Here is a 23,485-nt window from a genome sequence, read left to right as displayed (position 1 = left end):
ATAGGGCGCGGTTTTTGTTTTTCTCCTTTGTGAAATTTTATTGTAAATCATTTGTTACTTTCAACCGATATAACTAACACTGAATGTAATTCAAATATATCGTTTTATGAGCAAAGGGGAAAAAACATGGGAACAACGCGAAAGAGAAAAACTATATGGACACTCAGGAACAAGCTAAGTTTAGGCTTTTTGCTTGTTTTGCTGATTCCGAGCTTAAGTATTTCCATTGCGACCTATAAATCATCATATAATGCTATGGAAAAACAGCTCTACAGCAGTGCAAATCAGGGTGTAGCGACGGCTAACTCGATTATTGAATATGCAATCGCCAGTAAAATTAAAGATGCGAAGTATTTGGCGGAGCGTCTGGACGCCTCAATGATAGATGGTCGAAACAGCCCATTGATTCAGCCCAAACTGATTCAATACAAGGGCTTGCACGAAGATGCGACGGATATTTTTGTTGGAACACCGGACGGGCTGATGATTCGGGGGGTGCCCAAGGAGGACGAAGGGACATTTGATCCTCGCACACGGCCATGGTACATCGAAGCGATGAAGCAACCCGGTAAGGTAGCGATCACCCCTGTTATCATAAATTCATCGGGTATTCCTGTTGTGGTGGTATCTCAGACGCTTTCCGACCAGTCCGGGGTTATCGGGATTTCTCTAAATCTGGAAAGTGTACGCAAACTGGCCTCCATCAAAGTCGGCCAGGAGGGGTATATCATCATTTTGGATCATACGAAAAAATTTGTAGTCCACCCTACGGCTAAGCCGGGTACATCTCTTGATGCAAGCTTTATAAATGATATGTATGCTGCGCAGAGCGGGCAGTATACATATGTGTATGAAGGCCAAGAGAAGTACCTGAACTATGTAACGAATAAAGATACCGGCTGGAAAATAGCAGGTACCTTCTATCAATCCGAGATTAGTGATGCCACCGCTGCCATACGTTATGTAACCATTTTTGTGTTGGCTGCCTCATTGGTGATTGCGCTTATCGCGATTTTCCTGATCACCCGTTCTGTTCTGGTACCGATTCGTAAGCTGCAAAAATCAGCAGAACGAATCAGTGAAGGAGATTTGACGGGCGATTTGGAAACTGGAAAAACGGATGAGGTAGGCGAATTGTCTTCTCACTTCCAAACTATGGTCGATAGTTTGCGCACGATGATTCGAAGCGTACACGAAACGACAGATCGGGTAAGTTCTTCAGCGGAGGAGCTGGCTGCGGGTGCAGATCAGACGACCCAAGCGATTGAGCATGTCACCATTGCTATCCAGGAAGTAGCTGTAGGCAGCGAACGTCAGGTGCAGAGCGTCAAGCACGGCTCTGTACATATGGAGGAGCTTGCTCAGCAAGCAGCGAACGTATCCGAGCGTATGCTGGGCGTATCTGAACATGTGAAGATGAACGCCGAGTCGGCTCAGGAGGGTAGCAAGGCTGCTACGCAGGCTGTACAGAAGATGCATGACATCGACGAGACCGTTAACGATCTCGGACAGGCCATGGACTCCCTCAATGAGCGCTCCGGTGAAATCGTGAATATTATCAGCGTTATATCCGGTATCGCTAAACAGACCAATCTGTTAGCTCTGAATGCGTCCATTGAGGCCGCACGCGCTGGGGATCATGGTAAGGGATTTGCCGTGGTCGCTACGGAGGTGCGTAAGCTAGCTGAGGAATCCGCCAAATCGGCTACCTTGATCTCGGAGCGCATTGAAGCGATGCAGGTGGATATGAATCATGCTCTGGGTGCTATGCATCAAGCGCGGACACGGGTGACGGAAGGCATTGATTCGGTAACCACGTCTGAGCAATCCTTTGCGGAAATCAGCCAGGCCGTGGAACGAGCTATGGAGCATATCAATGACATTACCGGAGTGACTCAGGAAATGGCACGGGGGACTGTAGGTGTCGTAGATATTATGAGCGATATCTCCCACATTTCGGACGAGGCAGCGAGCAACACCGAGTCGATCTCAGCGGCAGCTGAGCAACAGCTCGCTTCTATAGAGGAAATTGCTTCATCTACAGCGGACCTGAGCCAAATGGCAGAGGAGCTACGCGAACTGGTTGGACGGTTTCAGGTTGAAGGAAAATCTTAAAATGATAAAAAGCGCCCGGATACAGGAGATTGTACTCTGTATCCAGGCGCTTTTTTTAAATGTTTTAGCATAATTTTTGGTTTGCAGAGTTAGAAGTTAACGTTGGAAGGACTTGCGGCGATCCAGGCGGAAACGGACATCCCGTGAGCTGTCGGAAGGACGCAGCGAACTTCTCTGAAACATATTGTTCAGAATCAGTGCGAAAATGACTAACACTGTACCATATAGTTCAAAACGGCTAATAGCATAACCTTGGAAGTACATGAGTACCAGCGTGGTAATCGGTACAAAGTTAATAAATAGAATTCCGTTCAGTGGAGACAGCTTTCGGATTCCGGCATTCCAGCTAAGCAGGGCGGCTAGCCCTGGAAGCAGGATCATAAAGCTCATTTCGTATTTAACTGACCACACAGCCTGCCAGTCCGGTACCACAATCCAGTTGAACGCAGAGGCAAATGTGACGACTACGAAGGAGACGAGAGTTCCGAGCAGGCAGGTTAGAGTTGAATACCGAAGAGTAGACCATCCTGCAAAATGGCTGCCTCCCATGGAATATACGACCCATCCGACGACGCCTACGAAAATAAGCAGCAGCGGCAGTAAATGTTGTCCGGCAAGCGTGAAAAAGGTCCATTTTCCGTTCGTGATCACTAGTAAAGCCCCAGCCAGCGCAATCACCATGCTGATTAGTGTATATTTCGGAGGCATTTTACGGGTCATGATCCACACCATCGCAATGGAAATCATCGGCATTAGAACTTCCATTATAGAGGCTACGAGAGTACCTGCTGCCCCCATCGCGTGCTGCCCCTGGAAAACGGCCATATTATAAATGGTGAATCCCATGGTCCCGAAGAATAACAACGTCTTACCCTTGCCCTCAAAGCGAAATGCAGTCCGTCCCTCTTTGAGCCACAATAGCACGACTAAAATGAGTGTAACCGATAAATAGCGCAAAAATGAAAAGTACAGTGGATTGATATGTTGTAATGCAATGTGCGAAACCGGAAACATCGCCCCCCAGGACATACTGGCGATTAGGCATAATAAAGATCCGGTCATGATTTGTCTGTTCATGGTGTACAAAAGCTCCTCCTTGCCGGTCTCAGCGGACATATCTTATGGACACATCATAAAGGATAGGAAGCTGTTGGTAAAATGATTGAAAATAAACATTATGATCATTTAAAATGATAATAAGTGACAAGGCGCGTCAATTTTGATGGCCCATTGTCCTTCACAATAAGGGGGAGCAGTAGTGGATCTGAACGATTTAAACATTTTCCAGACGGTGGCTGCGAATGGCAGTGTCAGCAAGGCTGCAGCCGAGCTTAGCTATGTCCAGTCCAATGTAACGGCCAGAATCAAGCTGCTCGAAAAGGAACTGCAAACGCCTTTATTTAATAGACATAAGCGGGGAATGATCCTCAATGCCGAGGGCAAGCGTCTGCTGCAATATACGAAAAGCATTTTATCGCAATTCGAGGAAATGAAACATGCGTTTCAGAATACCTCTGCACCTTCGGGGGTGCTGGAGATTGGCATTGTGGAGACTGTCATTGCCCTCCCGGCCATTTTACATGCTTACTATAGCAAGTACCCGGATGTCGAGTTGTCCCTCAAGGCCGGGGTTACAGAGTCTCTGGTGCAGGAGGTTGCAGAAATGCGGCTGGATGGAGCTTTTGTGACCGGGCCGGTGAAGCATCCGCTGATTGAACAGTTTGATGTATTTCAGGAAAAGCTGGTCCTCGTATCCCAAGGAGATGACTTTTCTGTTGAGGATCTTACAACCCGTCCACTCCTGCTGTATAAAAAAGGTTGCGGCTACCGGGGACGGCTGGAAACCTGGCTCAAGATGGAGGGGATTATTCCCAAGCAGATTATGGAGTTTGGGACATTTGAGACAATTATCGGCAGTGTGGCGGCTGGTATTGGAATGACTGTTTTTCCCGAATCGTCGATCAGTGGGCTGGTGGCTCAAGGCCTTGTCTGCGGTCATGCGATGCCTGAGCCGTACAATGAAGTAACAACGGTGTTTATCCGGCGTAAGGAAGCCTTTGTTACCAGTACTTTGCAGTCTTTTATAGACGAAATTATCACTCAGACAGAGGCGTAGCTTTATCGCTGGGGCTCGGTTACAATGAGAGGGATTTGATCTCATTTTTCTTCCTGAAGGAGGGCTATTATGTTTACAATATATCCGGCGGCTTCCCGATTCAGCTTCGATAAGGGCTGGCTGCGGGGGAGTCACAGCTTTTCATTCGCGGAGTATCAGGATGAGAACAATACAGCGTTTGGTCCTATGCGTGTCTGTAATGACGATGTCATCACACCGGGACGGGGCTTTGGGGCGCATCCGCACAGTGATATGGAGATTGTTTCGATTGTGCTGTATGGGGAATTGCGTCATGAAGACAACCGTGGACATGTAGCGGTGACTCGTTTTGGAGGCATTCAGCGAATGTCAGCGGGCCACGGCATCATTCATACGGAGCACAACGCTTCACAAACGGAGGATGTCAGTCTACTGCAATTGTGGTTTAGCCCGCATACGAGAGGCCTGAAACCGTCATATGAGGCTACAGCGTTCAATCCTGAGCGTCTTCACGGTCAGCTTCTGCCTGTCGTTGCCGGAAAGCGCGTACCAGGCACAGAGGGTGAAATAGCTGCAATCAATCAGGATTTAACGATTTATTTAAGCAAGCTTCAGCCTGGAGAGCAAGTAGAATTCACACAGGCCGAGGGTCGGCGCGTGTTCCTATTCGTCATCGAAGGCTCGCTGCGTGTGAACGGTGAACATATTCTGCAAGGACGCGATTCCGCTCGTATTGAGCAGGAGCCGAAGCTCTCACTGAAAGCAGAAGATTCTGTTTTTTATATGTTGATTGATTTGCCCTAAAAGGAGGTGCGCACAATGGCGCAGCAGGAAACATGGCTGATCAAGCATGCCGTCACGGGACGTAGCTTTGCTGACAGCCGCAAGCAGGTTTTCGATTGCCATTTGGAATCGGCGGACGGCGTGTTTCGCTTTACGCTTCAAGGACTGCCGCATGAGACGGCGGAGGCGATTGTGCGTTATAGCGGGGAGTTGAACGTATTTCGTTTTGTAACGCCGGTAGACGATGGACCCGTGGTGAAGCATTGGTATTACGTCACCCCGGAAAGCGTGGAATATCATGATCAGACAGATGAGCTTACGTTCAAAGCTAGTTCTGAGATTGAATACCATCCCGAGGAGTATTGGGGAGATTAATCATTCCTTTATCATAAATTTCCAGATTTATAATGGATTTTCGAAGGCCCTGCATCAGTGCAGGGTCTTTTTGTTATCTGTTCAACATGTTGAGTTCATTGGATACATAATCCTTTGCAGGCTGGTACATCCTATATGTCATATTATCTGTTCGGCTCATTCGTAAAGGGGGAATAACGATGAAGAAAGGGCGCTTTCCCAAGTTGCCGAAGCCACCGTGGAGCCGGCGAGCGATTCCAGCCGCAGACCGCAAGACACGAAATTTCAATGTGCCTAAAGGACTGCCTGAGTCTTCATGGCTGGAACAGCCGCTGCGTAGCAGTGTGGAAGACAATTTGATTGCTTTGCGTGATATTTTCAAGGATTGCTCTGATATCGTCTATCGAGAGCTCATGATTTCCCCTGAACGCAAAGGGTTATTGGCTTATTTTGAAGGTACGGTAAAATCGGAGGATTTGCAGGACCATATTCTGCGGCCTGTCATTCTGGGCATGATGCTCAAGGACCCTGAAGTGAACGGCAAATTGGAGCCGCTGGATGAAACTCGTATCTCCATGTCCCAGACCAAAACGATGGACGAATGGAAGATGGTATCGGCAGCGATACTGGACGGCAATGCCGCCTTGTTTGTAGATGGCACGCCTCGTGCGTATATTTTTAGCGCCAAGGGGGGTGTCCGCCGTGGAGTGGAGGAACCGCAGACCGAATCGGTTATTCGTGGACCGCGTGAAGGATTCACAGAGACACTTCGCGTCAATACGGCACTGTTACGTTTCAAATTGAAAACCTCCAAGCTCAAGATGTACAGCATGACCATCGGAACAGAAACTCAAACGAGCGTCGTCCTTACTTATATTGAAGGGATCATAGATCCAAAACTGGTGGAGGATGTTAAAAAAAGGCTTAGCGATATTAAAATTGATGGTGTTCTGGAGACTGGATATATTGAGGAACTGATTGAGGATCACCCGTTTTCGCCGTTTCCGCAAATGGAATACACCGAACGCCCGGATACCGTCACTGCGCAATTATTGGAAGGACGTTTTGCTATTTTTGTAGACGGAACGCCCTTTGCCCTGATTGGGCCAGTCACGATGTGGCAGATGATGCAAGCGAGCGAAGACTATTACGAGCGCTTTTTTATCAGTAATATGGTGCGCTGGATTCGTTTTCTTTTTCTCATATTGGCTCTCTTTCTGCCTGCATTATATGTAGCGGTGACGACCTATCATCATGATATGCTGCCGACGACGCTTATTTTGAGTATTGCGGCAGCGCGTGAGTCTATCCCTTTCCCCGCTTTGGTGGAAGCACTAATGATGGAAATTTCCTTTGAAGCGTTACGAGAAGCGGGGATTCGTCTCCCCAAAACGGTCGGTCAGGCTGTCAGTATCCTTGGAGCGCTAGTCATCGGTCAGGCCTCTGTACAAGCAGGGATTGTATCGGCCCCGATGGTCATTATTGTGTCGCTCACAGGTATTGCGTCGTTTACCATCCCGCGTTTTAACTTTGCCATCACAGTTCGTCTGCTACGATTTCCAATTATGCTGATGGCGGGATTATTCGGATTGTTTGGGATCATTATTGCGACAACGCTGATTGCTACGCATCTAACCAAGCTAACATCGTTTGGTGTTCCTTATATGAGCGGATATAGCCCATACAAACATATGGATCAAAAGGATATCGTCGTTCGTGCGCCTTGGTGGAAAATGACTAAACGTCCTTCCTGGATTGGTAAAGACAACAACAAACGAGCGAAGGAAAAGATGAATGGATCGCCTACAACCGAGGAGGGATGGTGATGAAGCCCAAATCCGATGCACAACAAATACGTAAAGCGGCTGTGCTCTGTTGTCTGCTGCTTTGTTCTGTTCTTTTGGGAGGATGCTGGGATCGCCGTGAAGTGAACGATGTGGCCTTTGTGATGGGTACGGGTCTGGATAAAGAAGGCGATCAATATCGGGTAACGATGCAAATCGCTTTGCCCGGACAACTTGGATCTTCGGGCAGTACAGGAGGAGGGGGAGGTACAAGTGGTACGAAATCCTACTACCTGGAGTCCAAAACAGGCCCAAGCTTCCGGGGAGCAAGCACCGAGGAACAGCGTGCGGTTTCGCGAACGCTGAATTACTCCCATCGACGGGTGCTGCTGTTCGGTGAGACGCTGGCGCGGGAAGGGATTAACAAAATGATGGATGTACTGGCGCGTATTCCGCAAAACCGTCTGTCTTCCCTGGTTGTTATTACGAAGGGATCAGCGATGGAAGTGCTTCAGGCAGATGCCCCGATTGAGCAATATCCGGCAGAAATGGTGCGTGAGCTCAACTATTCCTATATGAAAAAACCTCGTTCTGTTAAGCTGCTGATAAATTCCGTCCTGCTGGATGGTATTGACCCGGTGGTGCCGGTGATGTCTCTGGTGAAGAATGGCCCCTCTAATCTTAAAGACAAGAAGACAAATATTCAGGTCGATGGGCTAGCTGTATTTCGGAAAGACAGGTTAACAGGGATTATAGATAACCACCTCAGTCGATTCCTGCTTTTGGGTATGGAGCAAGCCAAGGAGACAGAAATATTTATCCACCCTCCCAAAGGTAGAGGCTACATATCTGTACACCTCATCGAAAATAATGTCCATATCAAGCCATATATTCGTGGGAACGATATTCGCATGACCGTTCATATGAACTGTAACGGGAATGTGAAGGAAAATGAGACGGATTTCGATATTTCCAACGAGGAAAATTTGAAGTGGCTGGAACAGCAGACAGCCGAGGAAATTAAGAGGGAGCTGGGAGAGGGTGTCAAGGTGATCCAGCAAAAATATCACTCAGACGTACTTGGTTTGGGCCGGGCTATTATTACGAGTCATCCGGATGAATGGGAACGGATTAAACCTCAATGGGATCAACTGTATCCCAAGGTGGAGGTCACTATAGATCCGGTCGTGCATATTGAAAATATCGGTGCGGTCACCAAACCATTCGGGGTCAAAAAGGAGCAAATCCAGAATGAATAAAGTATTTCTATTACCTTTATTGCTGGCTATGCTCTTCATGTATCTGATTGACCGCAAAAGTATTAGGGATGCGCCTGCCGTCAATCGCTGGATCTCACGCGTATTGTATGTCATTAGCATTGGTGTCTGGATTTACGGAACATCAACGAAGAGCACTGTTTATGTGGCTACATGGCTGGCCCGTTTTATTGACATGTGGCTCCCCCCTACGTTGTAAATCGTGTAATGGATGCCTGCGGGCAAAAGGAGGATGTACCTGCATGAGACAGTTCACAACCAGACAAATCGTGCTGCTTGGTGTATTGATGGAGGTCGCTATTACCCTTATACATGCTCCGGCGCAGGCAGCAGATTACGCGAATCAACATGCCTACTGGACATGTGTAATTGCAGCTATCGTGCTATGCTTGCCGATTTGGGCCATGTTGAGACTCAAGCGGCGTTTTCCTGATCAGGACCTGATGCAGGCCATGGTGAGCTCTCACCCTGTGCTAGGACGTATGCTGCTTGCAGTCTACCTTATTTTATTTCTGATCATTTTTGCACGGGATTTGAGAGTTATCACGGATTTGGTGGAGGTTGTACTTTTGCCGCTGACTCCGATTGTTGTCGTATCTCTTATTTTGCTTTTGACTCTGGCGTTTATGGCCAAAGGCGGAATAAGCACCATCGTGAATATGACCGAGATTTTTGTACCTTTGTTGATTCTGACGCTGCTGACCATGCCGCTTTTTTTCGGGCGTAATATGGATTTTTCGGTATTGAGACCCTATTTACATCCGGAAGTAGATGGAGTGATCAAGGGCAGTTGGCGCATGCTGGGATATATGGCCGATATCATGATGGTTCCCTTTGTGATTTCTGGGAAGAGCTATAATGGGCGTAGTGCGTGGTATGGGCATTTGCTCGGAACCGCATTTCTGACCATGCTGATGTTGCTGTCGGAGTTGGTTATTGGTGTTCCTATCTTGTCACGGCTATTTTATCCATCCTATGAACTAGTGCGTCAATTGCAGCTAACGGACTTTCTGGATCGGTTCGACTTGTTCGTGGCCGCACTGACCGTACCGACCTTTCTTACGAAGATTGGGGTTGACCTGTACGTTACCAGTTTGGCAGTAAAGCGTATGTTTGCCCATGCATGGGGAAGTCTGATGGTTTGGCCCGTAGGTTTGTTGGGTTACGTCTGTTCGTTTATGCTGTTCTCCAACATCGTGCAAATTTATGATTTCAGCCGGGAGTGGACCGCGGTGATGATCATTTTTTTTGTTATCATGCCCTTGTTGCTATGGATGTTGCTCCGACCCAAATCTAAAGGGAGAGGCGGAGATGATAAGGCATCTAACGGAGAGCGGGATAGCAGTAGTCAGAAAGAAAGCCAGCATGGAGGCAGAACAGGACACGACCACTTATAAGATTACTGTATTTATCGGAAAAGTAATTCTTATTTGTCTTTTACCCCTCTGATTGTATACTTGGTAGAAAGAAATACGACTTCTACAAGGGAGGCAACAGAATGGCACAACGCATGGCAGGTAAGAGAGTCGCTCTTGCTGGTCCCCGTAAAGCAGAAGAAATGGCGCTGCTAGTTGTGAAGATGGGGGGTGAGCCAGTACAGCGCCCGGCCCAGGGCACCGTTTTTTTGGATGATATCGAGCTGCGCAACGCTGTTGTATCGTGGGTGAAGCACCCTCCGGACTGGTACATCTTCACGACAGGTATGGGGCTGGATGCCCTGTTTGATATGGCAGAGGATATGGGCGTGGCCGAACAGATCATGGAGTTGCTGCAATCTTCCAACATTGCAGCGCGGGGCTACAAGACGGTCAATGGACTCAAAAAGCGTGGCTTTACGCCAGCAGTACGAGACGAGGACGGAAGTTTGATCGGATTGACAGGAGCTTTCGCCCCATACGATCTGAAGGGGAAGGAAGTACTGTTGCAACTGCATGGCGATCCAGCTCCACGGTTGGTAAAGTGGCTGGACGAGCAGGAGGCAGTGACCCGCCAGGTACTTCCTTATAAGCATATCCCACCTGAGGAAGCAAAATTGCAGGCGTTACTGGAGGATGTTATCCATCGTAATGTTGATGCTGTTACGTTTACAAGTGGTCCGCAAATCCGATTTTTGGCCCAATATGCCAGAGAGCAAAATCGAATCGAGGAGTTACTGGAAGCTTTTCGTGAGGATGTGATTGCTGTATCCGTAGGGAAGGTGACTGCACAGTCCATTGTGGAAGAAGGGATTGACCGAGTCGTGTTTCCAACCGAAGAGCGCATGGGCGCGATGATGGTGGAGCTGGGTAAATATTTTGAACATAACGATTCGGTGCATGGCTGTGGTCTGAAGATCGTGAATGGTCATTGAAATGAGATAGAAATTATAAATGCAGTATGCTAAAAAATGAACTTATATTTTGGGATACAGAGTAAAATAAAGATAAGGGCCTACGAGGTCTTTATCTTTTTTTGTTGGACATGCATCGACAAAGATTTTTGTTATAGCGAAAATGTTTATCTAATATAATGAATAAGTTTCGATGCATGATACTTAGGACAGGAGCTGAGACGTTAATGAATTCTATTTGCGTATTTGCCGGGTCCAGACCTGGACATTCATCGGTATATGTTGAGGCTGCAGGCAAGCTGGGGGAAGCCATGGCTCGTCATCATATCCGTCTGATCTATGGTGGCTCTAGCAGGGGGCTGATGGGAGAGGTGGCGGATGGAATGCTGGCGGGTGACGGTCAGGTCACTGGCATTATGCCCACCCTATTATTTGATGCAGAGATCATTCATCGGGGAGTTACCGAATTTATTGAGGTAGCAAGCATGCATGAGCGTAAAGCGGCAATGAGCGAGATGGCCGATGCGTTTATCGCTCTTCCGGGTGGCTTGGGAACCTTCGAGGAGCTATTCGAGGTATTGTGCTGGGCGCAAATCGGGATTCATCGCAAGCCCATTGGGCTGTTGAATGTGAATGGATATTTTGACCCGTTAGTAGAAATGGTGCGTCATAGCGTGCAAGAAGGGTTTACCGGGGCCGAGCACCCAGCGTTATTAAGTATCTCTGCGGACCCGGACGAATTGCTACATATGTTAAAAAATAAAGCAGAGAACTTGAAATAAAGCGTTTTTCGTGCTTGCACAACTGATTGAGGCAAGGTTATGATAAGACCCATAATCAAATAGCGGACAGACAAGGTGCCTTTGCGGTTGAGCAAAGGGTAACAGGGAATCGGGTGCAAATCCCGAGCGGTCCCGCCACTGTAAGGAAGAGGATTTTTTAAAATGGTCACTCGTGAAAAACGGGGAAGACGAAAGAATCCGTTGATGCCAAGCCAGGAGACCTACCTTGATCTGTATGCACCGTTAACCTTCGCGGAGAGGATGGGTGTACGAAATCAGGAAATCAGGCACACGTTGCTTTTTCCATGTTGGCTAGAGGTTTGCGTGGATATGAACGTGCAGCAGCGTTTGAAGCGTAAACAGTCAGATGGAAAACAACGGCAGGCTGGAGGAAGACAAATAGTGTCTTCTTACGCTGTTTGTTCGTCTGATGAGAGATGCGTACATAGAAACCCCATCCGGGCAGGATGGGGTTTTTTTGAGTTACACGATGTGCATAAATCATTGAAATAGATAGCATAGCTGCCCTGAAAAGGATGAATAGGAGGAGCACGATGAGCCCATTAGGAAAATTGCTGGTGATTGGATTTGGACCAGGAGATATGGAACATATCACAAAACGGGCGCTGGATGCGCTGGCCGAAAGTGAGGTCATTATCGGCTACAATACCTACGTTGATTTGATCCGTCCGTTGTTGAACGGACAGGAGATTGTACGCACAGGAATGACAGAGGAAGTGAGCCGTGCACAGGAGGCGGTTCGCCAAGCAGAGATGGGCAAGAAGGTAGCTGTCATTTCCAGTGGAGATGCGGGAGTCTATGGTATGGCAGGGCTGGTGTATGAGGTGCTGATGCAAAAAGGCTGGCGACGCGAGGACGGGGTTGAGGTAGAAGTCGTACCGGGGATCTCGGCTATTCAGTCCTGTGCATCACTGTTGGGGGCGCCAGTTATGCATGATGCGTGCACGATCAGTCTGAGTGATCATCTAACCCCATGGGAAACGATTGTGAAGCGCGTAGAAGCAGCGGCTTCGGCCGATTTTGTGATTGCATTATACAACCCGCGCAGTGGTCGGCGTACCCGCCAGATTGTGGAGACGCAGTCCATTTTGCTGCGTTACCGCGATCCGCAAACTCCAGTCGGGTTGGTGAAAAGTGCTTATCGTGAACGTCAGCAAGTTATTGTAACGACGCTGGAAGATATGCTGAACCATGACATTGGGATGCTGACGACTGTAATCATCGGCAATTCCTCGACGATGGTGTATGACGGCTTGATCGTGACTCCGCGCGGATATCAGCGCAAATACACATTAGATGCGACCGAGCAGGCACTCAAGCCGCATCAGCGTCTCCGCACGGAAGCGGAGCCGTGGTCGCTGGGCGCACAAGAGGATACACTGCAAGCAGGCGCAGCCCCGACTAAGCCCGCTGGACCCTCCGCGAGCGGCGCTGCGGTTGCGACGCAGGCACGCCCGCAAGCGATGGCTGCCGTGCAGGCAACGACTGCTGTGCAAACCGGCGCAGCCCCGACATCGCTGGCGGCAGAGGCACTAAGCCGCCTCGCTGTCGGCGGCAAGCTGCCTGGCGTAGCCAACGCTCGCTGGAGCGGGCAAGCGCCTACCGCCGAGAGCACCGCCGGAACGTCAGCGGTGGCCGGAGCGGGGGCCGCGTCCGGGATGGCGACAGGCGGCTTTGGCAAGCCTGCGCTATTTGAGGTGGGTGTTTCCCCGGGTGTGGGAAACAAGAAGTTCACCGCTCGCCAGATGGCGCTGCTCGCCGAGGTAGCGGGTGATGACGGCGAGCTGGAATACTCGCCAGATCATCAGATCGTGCTGCGCGTGCCGTGTGCAGACCCCGAGGAACTGGTCGGACGGCTGCGGGATGAACGATTCATTGTCATGCCGATTGGCGATGTGTTTAAGGTGAAGGCGTGCGACTTCTGCAATATGGAGAAGGATGACGCTGTGCCTGTGGCTGAGCATCTACAGGTTGTACTTGGCGGATTACAGGCACCCAAGGAAACGAGTATTGCTTTGAACGGATGCGGTATGGCCTGCTATGGAGCGGTGCTGGAGGATATCGGAATCGTCTATCGCAAGGGAGGATACGACCTCTTCCTCGGTGGCAAAAAATTCGGTCGCAATGCTCATGCCGCTCAGCCCGTAGCGGAAGGAATTCCGGGTGATCAGATTACTGATATCGTGGAGAACGTCATTGCTGAATATAAGGAAAAAGGGCATCCGAATGAGCGTTTTCATAAATTTTTTAAACGTGTAGGCGTCGTTGCGGGTTTCCGGCATGAAGATGCACCAGCAACGGTAGAAGTGAATGCGGTTTGTGGTGATTAATGGACTGAAGGCCTGATGAACTGGATACAAGCATATATATAAAATAGGGCGTCATGCAGGTTATCCCTATTAAAGAGGAGGAAAAAACAGCAGTGGATGCAATATTGTTGGTTGGACATGGAAGTCGGGACCCGGAGGGGAACCAGGAGCTGCTGGAATTTGCACAGGCAGTGGCAGACCGGGTACCGGATATGTGCGTGGAAACCTGTTTCTTGGAGTTGGCACGTCCCAGCATTGCTGAAGGGATGCAAACATGTGTGGAGAAAGGGGCGACGCGTGTCGTTCTTATTCCGATTATCTTGTTCGCAGCGGTACATGCCAAAATTGATATTCCGATGGCTATTGATCGGGCAAAAGCAAAATATCCGCAGGTGGAATTTGTATACGGACGCCCGATTGGTGTTCACGAGAAAATCGTCAGCATTCTGCAAAGCCGCTTGAAAGAGGCCCGTCCGGTTGCGATTCCAGCGGGAATGAATAGCGCTGTAGAGGCATTTCCCGAGGTATCCGACGAAGAAACGGCGGTACTTGTGTTAGGACGCGGAAGTAGCGATCCAGATGCGAACAGTGACTTTTTCAAAATCACCCGTATGCTGTGGGAGCAGCTTTCTTATACGTGGGTAGAGAGCAGCTTTATCGGTGTGACGCAGCCTTCTTTTCCCGATGGATTGGAGCGTTGTGTACGATTGGGGGCCAAAAAGATTATCGTGCTTCCCTATTTTCTGTTCACGGGTGTGCTGATTAAGCGCATCGGAGAAATGACCCAGGAATTTGCCGAGGCTCACCCTACATTACAAGTGGAGATGGGCGGATATTTTGGTTTCCATCCCCAATTGATTGAACTGGTGCTGGAGCGAGCTAAGGAAGGCTTGTTTGGCAAGGTTACGGCCAATTGTGATAACTGCCAGTTCCGTCTGGAGGCGCAGGAGCACCACCATCATCACCACGATCACCATCACGATCATGATCACCATCATGAGCATGAGCACGACCATGAACATCATCATCATGCACATGAGCACGATCATCATGATCACCATACACACAGCCACGATCACACTCATGAGCATGTCCATGCTCACAGCCATGATGACCATGATCACCATCACGAGCATTCACATACGCCATCTGTAGTGAACGGAAGCGGGCAGGTGAAGGGCTCATGATATTCATGCTATGCGGAACGAGCGACGCTCGGGAATTGGCGCTGCAAATCCGTGACAATGGCTTCAACGTATTGACCTCGGTCGTAACCGAAAGCGCGGCAGCCAGCTTGTCCGAAGTGGGACTAGACGTACGTACAGGCCGAATGACAGCCGATGAAATGGCTGCAATGATTCGGGAGCAGGGAATACTGGCCGTCGTTGATGCCAGTCATCCTTTTGCAGAAGAAGCACATGCGAATGCGATGACAGCCGCTCGCGTATCCGGAGTTCCTTATATTCGCTACGAGCGAACGGGACTGGTATATGACAATCATCCGTTGCTCCACATCGTGTCTTCCTATGAAGAGGCCGCATTAGAAGCGAAGCAACTCAAAGGCTCTGTAATGCTTACGACAGGCAGTAAGACGCTCGGCACGTTCACCAAGCATTTACTCGGAGACCCTGAGATTCGTCTGGTTGCACGCATGCTGCCGCGCTTGGACAATATGGAGAAATGCAGCGAACTGGGCATGGAGCAAAAGAATATTATTGCCATGCAGGGACCCTTTTCCCGCGAGATGAATGAAGCATTGTACAAGCACTATGGCACGACCGTGATGGTCACCAAGGAAAGCGGACGCACGGGAGCAGTGGATGAAAAGGTTCAATCTGCATTGGAGCTGGGGATTCACGTACTTTTGATTTCCAGGCCGGAAGTGGAATTTGGCACAGTATTTGATCATTTCGACGGAGTCATCGACGCACTGCGTATAGACAAAGAGGAGTCTGTGCTTTAAGACATAAGCCTATGAAGTTGGTCGGTCCAGTCAATCCGATGAATTCAGAACGATTTCTGGCGTGTATTTAAAATATAGTCATCTTAAAATGTGCAGTTTTTGTGTAGAGGTGTTTGTAACTCCTTAACATGAATGTCATTTTCCCTATATAAGACGAACTTGAAAAATGAACATAAAACGGAGTAGTCGGAATGGTGCTGTACAAGCGTAGCGGTCGCTTTTGTCCCCGGATTTCTACGCTGATCATAGGTTTTATTCAAGGAATCCGGGGGCGGTGGCGATGGGAAGCACCATCCGACTGCGTAGTGGAACAATAGGTAACTTTAATGTTCTAAGCTAATTTAATTTTCTGATTTTCCATAAGGGAGTGGTCGATACGATGGATTTTAAAACAGATTTCAAACCGCTAACGGTACAGCCGCAGGAGATTGAAGGCAAAAGCTTCGAGATGATCACAGAAGAACTGGGAGAGCATCCTTTTACAGCAGAGCAATATCCCGTTGTACAGCGTGTCATTCATGCATCTGCTGATTTTGAGCTGGGCCGCAGCATGGTGTTTCATCCAAAAGCGATTGAAGCCGGGGTTGCAGCTATTCGCGCAGGACAGCAGGTAGTGGCGGATGTGCAAATGATTCAAGCTGGGCTGAGCAAGGATCGTATCCGTCAATTTGGTGGGGATGTGCATGTGTACATATCTGACCCTGACGTCATGGAAGAAGCGAAAAGGCTGAATACGACACGCGCCATTATTTCGATGCGCAAAGCGATTCAGGCGGGCGAAGGCGGTATCTATGCCATTGGTAATGCACCGACAGCGTTGTTGGAGTTAATTCGTCTGGTGAAAGAAGGAGCGGCTAAGCCCGGACTGGTAATTGGCATGCCCGTAGGCTTCGTCTCGGCGGCAGAATCCAAGGACGAGCTGCGCAAGCTGGATATTCCGTTCATTACGAATATTGGACGCAAGGGCGGCAGTACAATTGTCGTAGCAGCATTGAATGCGATCTCCTTAATGGCTGTCCGCTAGATGCGGTTGTCCGTTTGCTGTATCATGAAATGAATTGGAACATGATCAGCAGAAGAGGTTAAGGAGGAATTGGCATGGAAAAGGAAGCGGCGTCCGTCGACAGGCCCAAACGGATGAAAAGCGGTGAAGCTCCCGCACCGGACAAGCCAATGCGGTCAGGCTTTACGACTGGAGCTTGTGCGGCTGCAGTGGCCAAAGGAGCGGTACAACTACTTATCACGGGCATTCCGCCGAAGGAAGCAGTGATATCGCTGCCCGCGGGCTTTGATCATGCGTTTGAGCTGATTGAGCCTGTGTTGGACGCGGACGAAGCTTCCTGCACGACGATCAAGGACGGTGGCGATGACCCAGATGCCACGCATCAGGCGAGAATTAGCGCCTCTGTTAGCTGGCGCGAGGAGCCGGGCATTGAGTTGGACGGTGGCATCGGCGTGGGGCGGGTAACGAAGCCCGGTCTGCCTGTGCCTGTCGGGGAAGCAGCGATTAATCCGGTGCCGCGCCGGATGATTACGGAGGCTGTGACAGGCGTGCTTGAAGAGCACGGATCGGCCAAAGGTGTCCGTGTCGTCATCAGCGTACCGGACGGTGAAGAAATTGCCAAGAAAACGTTGAACGGGCGACTTGGCATTCTTGGCGGTATTTCCATACTAGGCACGCGTGGTGTGGTCGTTCCGTTTTCTACGTCAGCTTATAAAGCCAGTGTCGTGCAGGCCATATCGGTTGCGCAAGCGATGAACTGCCAGGAAATAGTCCTGACCACAGGTGGCAGCAGTGAAAAATATGCCATGCAAATGTACGATCAGCTGACGGAAGAGGCCTTTATTCAGATGGGGGATTTTGTCGGCTTTGCCATTAAGCACGGGAAACGGCTGGGAATGAAAAAGATTATTCTCGTCGGTATGCCCGGCAAGCTGTCGAAGGTAGCTCAAGGTGTCATGATGGTTCACTCCAAGAGCGCACCGGTGGACTTTGGCTTTTTGGCTGAGGTCGCGCGTGAAGCAGGTGTGGACGAGTCGCTTGCAGCGGCAGTGGCAGAGGCGAATACAGCTACGCAGGTGGCAGATATGATGACCGAAGCGAATGCGCTGAGCTTTTTTGAAAAGCTGTGTACCTATGGATGTCAGCATTGTCTGGACCATGCAGGTGGTGGAATTGTCGTGGAAATGGTACTGGTAACGATGAAAGGGAACGTGCTGGGGAGGGCGAGAGTCGGTGAGTAGAGTGATTCGTGTCATTGGTATCGGTGAAAATGGAGCGGCAGGCCTGTCGCAGGAGACGCTGGAACACATTGAGCGTGCCGACCTGCTGGTTGGTGGAGAACGCCAGCTAGCCTTTTTCAAGGCATTCGCAGGGGAAAAACGAACATTAAAGAGCGGCTTATCTGCCGTGGTAGAAGAATTGGAACGGTTGCGTGAGGACAAGGATATTGTCGTGCTTGCGTCAGGCGATCCGCTTTTTTTTGGAATTGCAGGTTATTTGTCTGCCAAGCTGGGGGCTGAACATCTGGATATTTTGCCGCATCTCAGCTCGGTTCAGCTGGCGTTTGCGCGTCTCGGTGAAAGCTGGCAGGATGCGGTGCTGGAAAGCGTACACGGCCGTCCGATGACCGGATTGGCGCAGCGGATTGACGGACAGAACAAGGTCGCGCTGTTGACGGACGACCGAAATCATCCCGCCACAGTCGCTGCCTATTTGCTGCATTATGGCATGACGGAATATGATGCCTTTGTCGGCGAGCATTTGGGCGGACCGGATGAGGCGTATCAGCATTATACGCTGGAAGAGATGGCACAGAGAACGTTCCAACCATTGAATGTGGTTATTTTACGCCGCCGTAAGGGCGAAGACGTGCCTGCAATTCGTCGGGGATTTGGCTTCGAGGATGCGGAATTTCACCAGCGCAAGCCGGAAAAAGGGCTGATCACGAAGCGTGAAGTACGCGTATTCAGCTTGTCCGAGCTGCGTCTGACCGAACGAAGCATCGTATGGGATATCGGCGCAGGCTCCGGCTCTGTAGCGGTGGAATGTGCGCGGCTGGCCAGGTATGGGCAAGTATTTGCCATTGAGAAGAATGAAGGCGATCTGGCTAATGTCGAAGCAAACAAAATCAAATTCCGTACCGATTTCCCGGTCATTCATGCCAAAGCGCCTGCCGGATTGGAAGATCTGCCAGACCCGGATGCGGTGTTTATCGGTGGGAGCGGGGGAGAATTGGCTGAGCTGATTCGTCTGTGTGCTTACCGTCTACGTAAGGATGGACGAATTGTAGTGAATGCTGCAACGATTGAGACGTTGCATGACGGTATGAAGGCGATGCAAGCAGCAGGACTCGATACTTCGGTGACGTTACTGCAAACAGCGCGTAGCAAGCCGATTTTGAATATGACTCGTTTTGATGGACTCAATCCGATATATGTTATTACAGGACAGCCGGTGGTGGACGTGGCTGATGAAGTAGCAGGGGAGTAAGCTGGTAATTCAAGAGGGGGAGAGAGACAGCATGAATACAGCGGCAACAGGAACACTTTACGGCGTAGGCGTGGGGCCGGGTGATCCCGAGCTGATTACAGTCAAGGCGTATCGCATGATTCAGGAATGTGCAGTTGTGGCTTATCCGAAGAAACGCCGGGGAGGTAAGTCGTATGCTCACGAGATCGTGGAGTTGTACGTCAACCCGGAGGAAAAGGAGATGCTGGGACTCATTTTTCCAATGACCAAGGACCCGGTTGTACTGGAGCGTGAATGGAACAAAACGGTGGTTGCTTGCTGGGAGGCACTGAGTCAAGGCAAGGATGTAGCCTTTGTCACAGAGGGAGACCCTAATCTGTACAGTACCTTTATTCATTTGGCACGGCTCATGAAGGATCTCCATCCTGAGGTGCCGATTGTATCTATTCCGGGCATTTCGTCTGTGTTGGGGGCGGCGGCAGCGCTGGAATTGCCTTTGGCAGACGGAGATCAGCAGGTCGGTATTATTCCGGCTACGGATGATCGGGAAGCGATGAAGCGGGCGATTGAGAATCACGATACGGTCGTGTTTATCAAGGTTGCCAAGGTGCTGGATTTGATTTTGGATGTGCTGGATGAACTCCATCTTGGGGACCGTGCTTCTGTCATTACCAAGGTCACTTCTCCTTATGAAATGGTATGGCGCAACGCACGTGAGCTGCGCGGACAGGAACTTGAATATTTGAGTTTAATGGTGGTGAGCAAATGACGTTGGAGCCCAAAGTATATATTGTAGGAGCAGGTCCCGGCGACCCGGAGCTGATTACTGTCAAAGGCTCCCGGATTCTACGCACGGCCGATGTGGTATTGTACACGGATTCACTCGTGAACGACGAGTTGATTGCCACGGCCAAACCAGAGGCGCAGGTACTGCAAAGCTCAGGCATGGACCTGGAGCGGCAGGTCGAGATCATGAGCGAGGCTGTGCAGGCTGGACGCAGTGTAGCTCGCGTACATACAGGCGATCCGGCAGTGTACGGAGCCATTTTGGAGCAGATGGTGTTGCTGAAGCAGCGCGGAGTAGCATACGAAATCGTGCCGGGCGTCAGCTCGGTCTTTGCTTCTGCGGCCGTGTTGGGTGCAGAGCTAACTGTGCCTGACCTGACGCAGACCGTCATTCTGACACGTGCCGAAGGCCGTACACCTGTACCAGATCGGGAAAAGCTGCGTGATTTGGCATCCCATCACTGCACAGTGGCCTTATTCCTCAGCGCAACGCTGGCGAAGAAGGTAGTCGTTGAGTTTCTGGCGGCAGGCTGGAGCGAGGACACACCTGTAGCGGTTGTACAGCGAGCGACCTGGCCGGATCAAAAGATCGTACGCACGACGCTTGCCCAATTGCCAGCTGATCTGCGTGCAGCAGGTATTACGATGCATGCCATGATTCTGGCAGGCTGGGCGCTGGACCCGGGACTGGTGGACAAGGACGCGCATCGTTCCAAGCTGTACGATAAGTCGTTCACCCATGGCTATCGGAAGGGAGTGAAGCCCAGTGAGTAATCCATTTGCCGCTGTGGCGATCACGAAGCATGGAGTGGAAATGGTCCGCAATTTGGGAGCCAGCTTTCCGGGCACGGATGTGTATTACATGTCCAAGTTTGAGCGTGGCGACGAGCAGGAGCGTGGCATTCAGTTGTTCGAAGGCTCGGTCAAGCTGATTTTGCCGGATTTATTTAAACAATATAACGGTATTATTTTGTTTATTTCTCTCGGTGCAGTAGTTCGTATGATTGCACCAATTTTGGTGGATAAAAAGGTAGACCCAGCGGTAGTTGTCATTGATGATCGCGGCGAGCATGTCATTAGCGTATTGTCTGGCCATTTGGGTGGCGCCAATGAATTGACCCGCCATGTAGCGACTGTACTAGGCGCACGTGCTGTAATCACGACTGCATCAGACGTGCAGGGCACGATTCCGGTGGACATGTTTGGTCGGGAATTGGGTTGGGTGGTCGATAGCTTCGACAAGGCCACTCCTGTGAGCGCCGCTGTTGTGAACGAGGAGCCTGTTGCGCTCATACAAGAGACAGGCGAACGGAACTGGTGGCGTTATGACAAGCCTGTACCTGGACATATCAAGGTATATGCTTCGACGGTAGAAGCATTACAAGAACCATTTAACGCCGCGTTGGTCGTGAGTGACCGTTTATTGGAGCCGGAGGAAGAGGAGCAGCTTCTTTCTAATGGCGTGCTGTACCGTCCGAAAAGCTTGGTGCTTGGCATCGGCTGCAACCGTGGGACTGCATTAGAGGAGCTGGAGGCGGGTGTGCTGGACACCTTGCAAGAACTGCGTTTGTCCGTGAAAAGCGTACGGAATATTGCCACTATTGATCTGAAAAAGGACGAAGAGGGCTTACTTGCTCTTTGCGCCAAATACGGTTGGGAACTGGTGACGTATACTCCGTCAGAGCTGAATACGGTGCAGCTTCCCAATCCATCGGAAACCGTCTTCAAATACACTGGCGCATATGGGGTCAGCGAACCTTCAGCCTTGTTGTCTTCTGGTGCAGACCATTGGCTGCTGGAGAAGAAAAAAAGCGGCAATATGACGTTGTCTGTAGCGCGGGTTTCCTATGACTGACGTCATGAAGCAGGCTGCTGTACAGTCTGATCCATCTGCCGCTACGCGCAGAAGCCGTATTGTTGTTGCTGGCACAGGCAGCGGCGCAGGCAAAACGACGGTTACCCTCGGGCTGATGAAGGCGTTCGCCGATAGCGGCCTGCGAGTGCAGGGTTTTAAGTGCGGACCGGATTATATTGATCCGACCTATCATACTGCCGCGACCGGGACTTCTTCCCGTAATCTGGATTCATGGATGACCTCACCAGATACGGTGCGTGAAATCTTTATCCGTGCTTCTGAAGGCGCGGATATTTCCGTGATTGAAGGCGTCATGGGGCTGTATGACGGCAAGGACCCGCTCAGCAACACCGGCTCGACCGCTGAGATCGCCATGCTGACGGACAGCCCTGTATTGCTGGTGGTCGACGTGCGCAGTATGGCACGAAGCGCCGCCGCTATTGTGCTCGGCTTTCAGCGCTTGGAGCCCAAGCTGCGCATTGTGGGCGTAATTGTGAATCGCTGCGGTAGCCAAGGGCACTATGGCATCGTCAAAAAGGCGATTGAGCAGGAGTGCGGCATCCCCGTGCTCGGCTGGTTAAAGCGTGATGACGGGCTGGATATTCCCGAGCGTCATCTGGGATTAGTGCCTGCTGTGGAACGCGGCGAGCTGGAGCCGCTTTTCCAACGGGCGGCAGAGCTGATCCGCGCGGGTACGGATCTGGATGCACTGCGGGCATTGGCAGATTCGGCTCCGCCGTTGTCTCTGCCCGCACAACCGTTGTTTTCCCCGGATTGGCTTCCATCAGCAGGGCATGAAGCTGATACCGAGGAACGTCCCGTCATCGCCGTCGCCAGAGACGCGGCTTTCAATTTTTACTACCCGGAAAATATGGATTTGCTACGTCAGGCGGGAGCGGAGATTGTCTATTTCAGTCCTCTGGCGGGAGAACGCGTACCTGAGCAGGCAAGCGGCCTATATCTGGGCGGCGGTTTCCCCGAAGAGTTTGCCGCAGATATCGCTGCAAATACAGGCTTTTTGGAAGATATCCGCAACGCGGTGAGCCGGGATATGCCAGTATTCGCCGAATGCGGCGGTTATATGGTACTGGCACGGACACTTACGGATCGTATGGGTAATGCCCATCACATGGCCGGGGTTATTCCGTCGGACGTCCGCATGCAGGAGAAACGGGCCGCACTGGGATACCGGGAAGCAACCGCTTTGCAGGATTGCTTGCTGCTGGAGGCTGGAGAGACAATTCGGGGACATGAATTTCATTATTCTGTCATGCACTATGATGAATCATCCGCCCCCTACTTCTATGCCTATCAAACCAAGGGGATGCGTGGTCTCCAGAGCGAGGGCTATGCGAAAGGGAACCTTTTGGCAGCCTACACGCATGTTCATCTCGCTTCTCTTCCCAAAGCGGCAGCACGCTGGGTTGAACAATGCCGGGCTTACGGTCAATAGTTTTGCAAACGAGTCCACTACTTCATAAAAACGAAAAAAAGCCGATTCCCCTAAAGGGTCCGGCTTTTCTAAATATCAATAGACTTAAACCTTACATAGTTTGGAAG

The 23,485-nt window shown here is 50.5% G+C and carries 21 protein-coding genes and 1 riboswitch; of the genes, 20 read left to right on the top strand and 1 reads right to left on the bottom strand.

The annotated features are described in order from the left end of the window. Positions 1-126: 126 nt before the first annotated feature. Entirely contained in the window at positions 127-2,115 is a 1,989-nt protein-coding gene (locus NSQ58_RS02950) for a methyl-accepting chemotaxis protein (RefSeq protein ID WP_023990804.1), read from the top strand. 96 nt (positions 2,116-2,211) lie between these two features. On the opposite strand, the gene NSQ58_RS02945 is transcribed toward NSQ58_RS02950, so the two are convergent. Then, the gene (locus NSQ58_RS02945) at positions 2,212-3,192 is read right to left on the bottom strand and encodes a DMT family transporter (protein ID WP_226887718.1); all 981 of its coding nucleotides are present in this window, start codon (positions 3,190-3,192) and stop codon (positions 2,212-2,214) included. 181 nt (positions 3,193-3,373) lie between these two features. Between NSQ58_RS02945 and NSQ58_RS02940 the strand changes: the two genes are divergently transcribed. The 19 genes from NSQ58_RS02940 (at position 3,374) to NSQ58_RS02850 (ending at position 23,378) form a co-directional block, all read left to right on the top strand. Continuing rightward, the gene (locus NSQ58_RS02940; protein ID WP_053326314.1) at positions 3,374-4,231 is read left to right on the top strand and encodes a LysR family transcriptional regulator; all 858 of its coding nucleotides are present in this window, start codon (positions 3,374-3,376) and stop codon (positions 4,229-4,231) included. A 69-nt stretch (positions 4,232-4,300) separates the two neighbouring features. After that, positions 4,301-5,014: a pirin family protein gene (locus NSQ58_RS02935; RefSeq protein ID WP_023990801.1), complete on the top strand. Its 714-nt coding sequence runs from the start codon at positions 4,301-4,303 to the stop codon at positions 5,012-5,014. Positions 5,015-5,029: 15 nt separating this feature from the next. Next, entirely contained in the window at positions 5,030-5,368 is a 339-nt protein-coding gene (locus NSQ58_RS02930) for a hypothetical protein (RefSeq protein WP_028540747.1), read from the top strand. Between the two features lie 179 nt (positions 5,369-5,547). Further along, complete coding sequence (locus NSQ58_RS02925; protein WP_023990799.1) at positions 5,548-7,173, top strand: spore germination protein; 1,626 nt, start codon at positions 5,548-5,550, stop codon at positions 7,171-7,173. Then, positions 7,173-8,390, top strand: coding sequence for a Ger(x)C family spore germination protein (locus tag NSQ58_RS02920; protein WP_028540746.1), 1,218 nt, complete (start codon positions 7,173-7,175; stop codon positions 8,388-8,390). The genes NSQ58_RS02925 and NSQ58_RS02920 overlap by 1 nt, the downstream gene beginning before the upstream one ends. After that, positions 8,383-8,607: a hypothetical protein gene (locus tag NSQ58_RS02915; RefSeq protein WP_023990797.1), complete on the top strand. Its 225-nt coding sequence runs from the start codon at positions 8,383-8,385 to the stop codon at positions 8,605-8,607. Before NSQ58_RS02920 ends, NSQ58_RS02915 begins: the two co-directional genes overlap by 8 nt. A 43-nt stretch (positions 8,608-8,650) precedes the next feature. Further along, on the top strand, positions 8,651-9,805 hold the full coding sequence (locus NSQ58_RS02910; protein WP_023990796.1) for a GerAB/ArcD/ProY family transporter: 1,155 nt from the start codon (positions 8,651-8,653) through the stop codon (positions 9,803-9,805). 101 nt (positions 9,806-9,906) lie between these two features. After that, on the top strand, positions 9,907-10,758 hold the full coding sequence (locus NSQ58_RS02905) for a uroporphyrinogen-III synthase (protein ID WP_023990795.1): 852 nt from the start codon (positions 9,907-9,909) through the stop codon (positions 10,756-10,758). Between the two features lie 206 nt (positions 10,759-10,964). Then, entirely contained in the window at positions 10,965-11,519 is a 555-nt protein-coding gene (locus tag NSQ58_RS02900; RefSeq protein WP_023990794.1) for an LOG family protein, read from the top strand. Between the two features lie 57 nt (positions 11,520-11,576). Further along, positions 11,577-11,762, top strand: a riboswitch (cobalamin riboswitch). A gap of 311 nt (positions 11,763-12,073) precedes the next feature. Then, positions 12,074-13,870, top strand: a complete 1,797-nt coding sequence (gene cobJ / locus NSQ58_RS02895) for a precorrin-3B C(17)-methyltransferase (RefSeq protein WP_341056862.1) — start codon at positions 12,074-12,076, stop codon at positions 13,868-13,870. A gap of 92 nt (positions 13,871-13,962) precedes the next feature. Continuing rightward, a complete protein-coding gene (locus NSQ58_RS02890) occupies positions 13,963-15,036 on the top strand; it encodes a sirohydrochlorin chelatase (protein WP_279833572.1) in 1,074 nt (357 codons plus the stop codon). Continuing rightward, the gene (cobK, locus tag NSQ58_RS02885) at positions 15,033-15,812 is read left to right on the top strand and encodes a precorrin-6A reductase (RefSeq protein WP_053326309.1); all 780 of its coding nucleotides are present in this window, start codon (positions 15,033-15,035) and stop codon (positions 15,810-15,812) included. Before NSQ58_RS02890 ends, cobK begins: the two co-directional genes overlap by 4 nt. A gap of 379 nt (positions 15,813-16,191) precedes the next feature. Beyond that, entirely contained in the window at positions 16,192-16,836 is a 645-nt protein-coding gene (locus NSQ58_RS02880) for a precorrin-8X methylmutase (RefSeq protein WP_013312413.1), read from the top strand. Positions 16,837-16,910: 74 nt separating this feature from the next. Further along, positions 16,911-18,056, top strand: coding sequence for a cobalt-precorrin-5B (C(1))-methyltransferase (locus NSQ58_RS02875; RefSeq protein WP_023990789.1), 1,146 nt, complete (start codon positions 16,911-16,913; stop codon positions 18,054-18,056). Next, positions 18,049-19,305: a precorrin-6y C5,15-methyltransferase (decarboxylating) subunit CbiE gene (gene cbiE / locus NSQ58_RS02870; protein ID WP_341056861.1), complete on the top strand. Its 1,257-nt coding sequence runs from the start codon at positions 18,049-18,051 to the stop codon at positions 19,303-19,305. The genes NSQ58_RS02875 and cbiE overlap by 8 nt, the downstream gene beginning before the upstream one ends. Positions 19,306-19,336: 31 nt before the next feature. Next, positions 19,337-20,053, top strand: a complete 717-nt coding sequence (gene cobI, locus NSQ58_RS02865) for a precorrin-2 C(20)-methyltransferase (protein ID WP_023990787.1) — start codon at positions 19,337-19,339, stop codon at positions 20,051-20,053. Continuing rightward, on the top strand, positions 20,050-20,844 hold the full coding sequence (gene cobM, locus NSQ58_RS02860) for a precorrin-4 C(11)-methyltransferase (RefSeq protein ID WP_023990786.1): 795 nt from the start codon (positions 20,050-20,052) through the stop codon (positions 20,842-20,844). Before cobI ends, cobM begins: the two co-directional genes overlap by 4 nt. Then, entirely contained in the window at positions 20,837-21,925 is a 1,089-nt protein-coding gene (locus NSQ58_RS02855; protein ID WP_341056860.1) for a cobalt-precorrin 5A hydrolase, read from the top strand. The genes cobM and NSQ58_RS02855 overlap by 8 nt, the downstream gene beginning before the upstream one ends. Then, a complete protein-coding gene (locus NSQ58_RS02850) occupies positions 21,918-23,378 on the top strand; it encodes a cobyrinate a,c-diamide synthase (protein WP_338532934.1) in 1,461 nt (486 codons plus the stop codon). Before NSQ58_RS02855 ends, NSQ58_RS02850 begins: the two co-directional genes overlap by 8 nt. Positions 23,379-23,485: the final 107 nt, after the last annotated feature.

Source organism: Paenibacillus sp. FSL M7-0134, from assembly GCF_038007865.1.
In the GTDB taxonomy this organism is placed as follows: Bacteria; Bacillota; Bacilli; order Paenibacillales; family Paenibacillaceae; genus Paenibacillus; species Paenibacillus polymyxa_B.
The sequence above is the reverse complement of the archived record's forward strand: the minus strand, read 5'-3'. Positions and strand labels throughout refer to the sequence as shown.

What these genes read in the sequence shown, in the direction of transcription:
- NSQ58_RS02915 (WP_023990797.1), top strand. Translation starts at nt 8,383, where the DNA reads ATGAATAAAGTATTTCTATTACCTTTATTGCTGGCTATGCTCTTCATG.
- NSQ58_RS02945 (WP_226887718.1), bottom strand. Translation starts at nt 3,192, where the DNA reads ATGAACAGACAAATCATGACCGGATCTTTATTATGCCTAATCGCCAGT.
- cobJ (WP_341056862.1), top strand. Translation starts at nt 12,074, where the DNA reads ATGAGCCCATTAGGAAAATTGCTGGTGATTGGATTTGGACCAGGAGAT.
- NSQ58_RS02875 (WP_023990789.1), top strand. Translation starts at nt 16,911, where the DNA reads ATGGAAAAGGAAGCGGCGTCCGTCGACAGGCCCAAACGGATGAAAAGC.
- NSQ58_RS02905 (WP_023990795.1), top strand. Translation starts at nt 9,907, where the DNA reads ATGGCACAACGCATGGCAGGTAAGAGAGTCGCTCTTGCTGGTCCCCGT.
- NSQ58_RS02950 (WP_023990804.1), top strand. Translation starts at nt 127, where the DNA reads ATGGGAACAACGCGAAAGAGAAAAACTATATGGACACTCAGGAACAAG.
- cobM (WP_023990786.1), top strand. Translation starts at nt 20,050, where the DNA reads ATGACGTTGGAGCCCAAAGTATATATTGTAGGAGCAGGTCCCGGCGAC.
- NSQ58_RS02925 (WP_023990799.1), top strand. Translation starts at nt 5,548, where the DNA reads ATGAAGAAAGGGCGCTTTCCCAAGTTGCCGAAGCCACCGTGGAGCCGG.
- NSQ58_RS02900 (WP_023990794.1), top strand. Translation starts at nt 10,965, where the DNA reads ATGAATTCTATTTGCGTATTTGCCGGGTCCAGACCTGGACATTCATCG.
- NSQ58_RS02880 (WP_013312413.1), top strand. Translation starts at nt 16,192, where the DNA reads ATGGATTTTAAAACAGATTTCAAACCGCTAACGGTACAGCCGCAGGAG.
- NSQ58_RS02910 (WP_023990796.1), top strand. Translation starts at nt 8,651, where the DNA reads ATGAGACAGTTCACAACCAGACAAATCGTGCTGCTTGGTGTATTGATG.
- NSQ58_RS02935 (WP_023990801.1), top strand. Translation starts at nt 4,301, where the DNA reads ATGTTTACAATATATCCGGCGGCTTCCCGATTCAGCTTCGATAAGGGC.
- cobI (WP_023990787.1), top strand. Translation starts at nt 19,337, where the DNA reads ATGAATACAGCGGCAACAGGAACACTTTACGGCGTAGGCGTGGGGCCG.
- NSQ58_RS02920 (WP_028540746.1), top strand. Translation starts at nt 7,173, where the DNA reads ATGAAGCCCAAATCCGATGCACAACAAATACGTAAAGCGGCTGTGCTC.
- NSQ58_RS02930 (WP_028540747.1), top strand. Translation starts at nt 5,030, where the DNA reads ATGGCGCAGCAGGAAACATGGCTGATCAAGCATGCCGTCACGGGACGT.
- NSQ58_RS02850 (WP_338532934.1), top strand. Translation starts at nt 21,918, where the DNA reads ATGACTGACGTCATGAAGCAGGCTGCTGTACAGTCTGATCCATCTGCC.
- cobK (WP_053326309.1), top strand. Translation starts at nt 15,033, where the DNA reads ATGATATTCATGCTATGCGGAACGAGCGACGCTCGGGAATTGGCGCTG.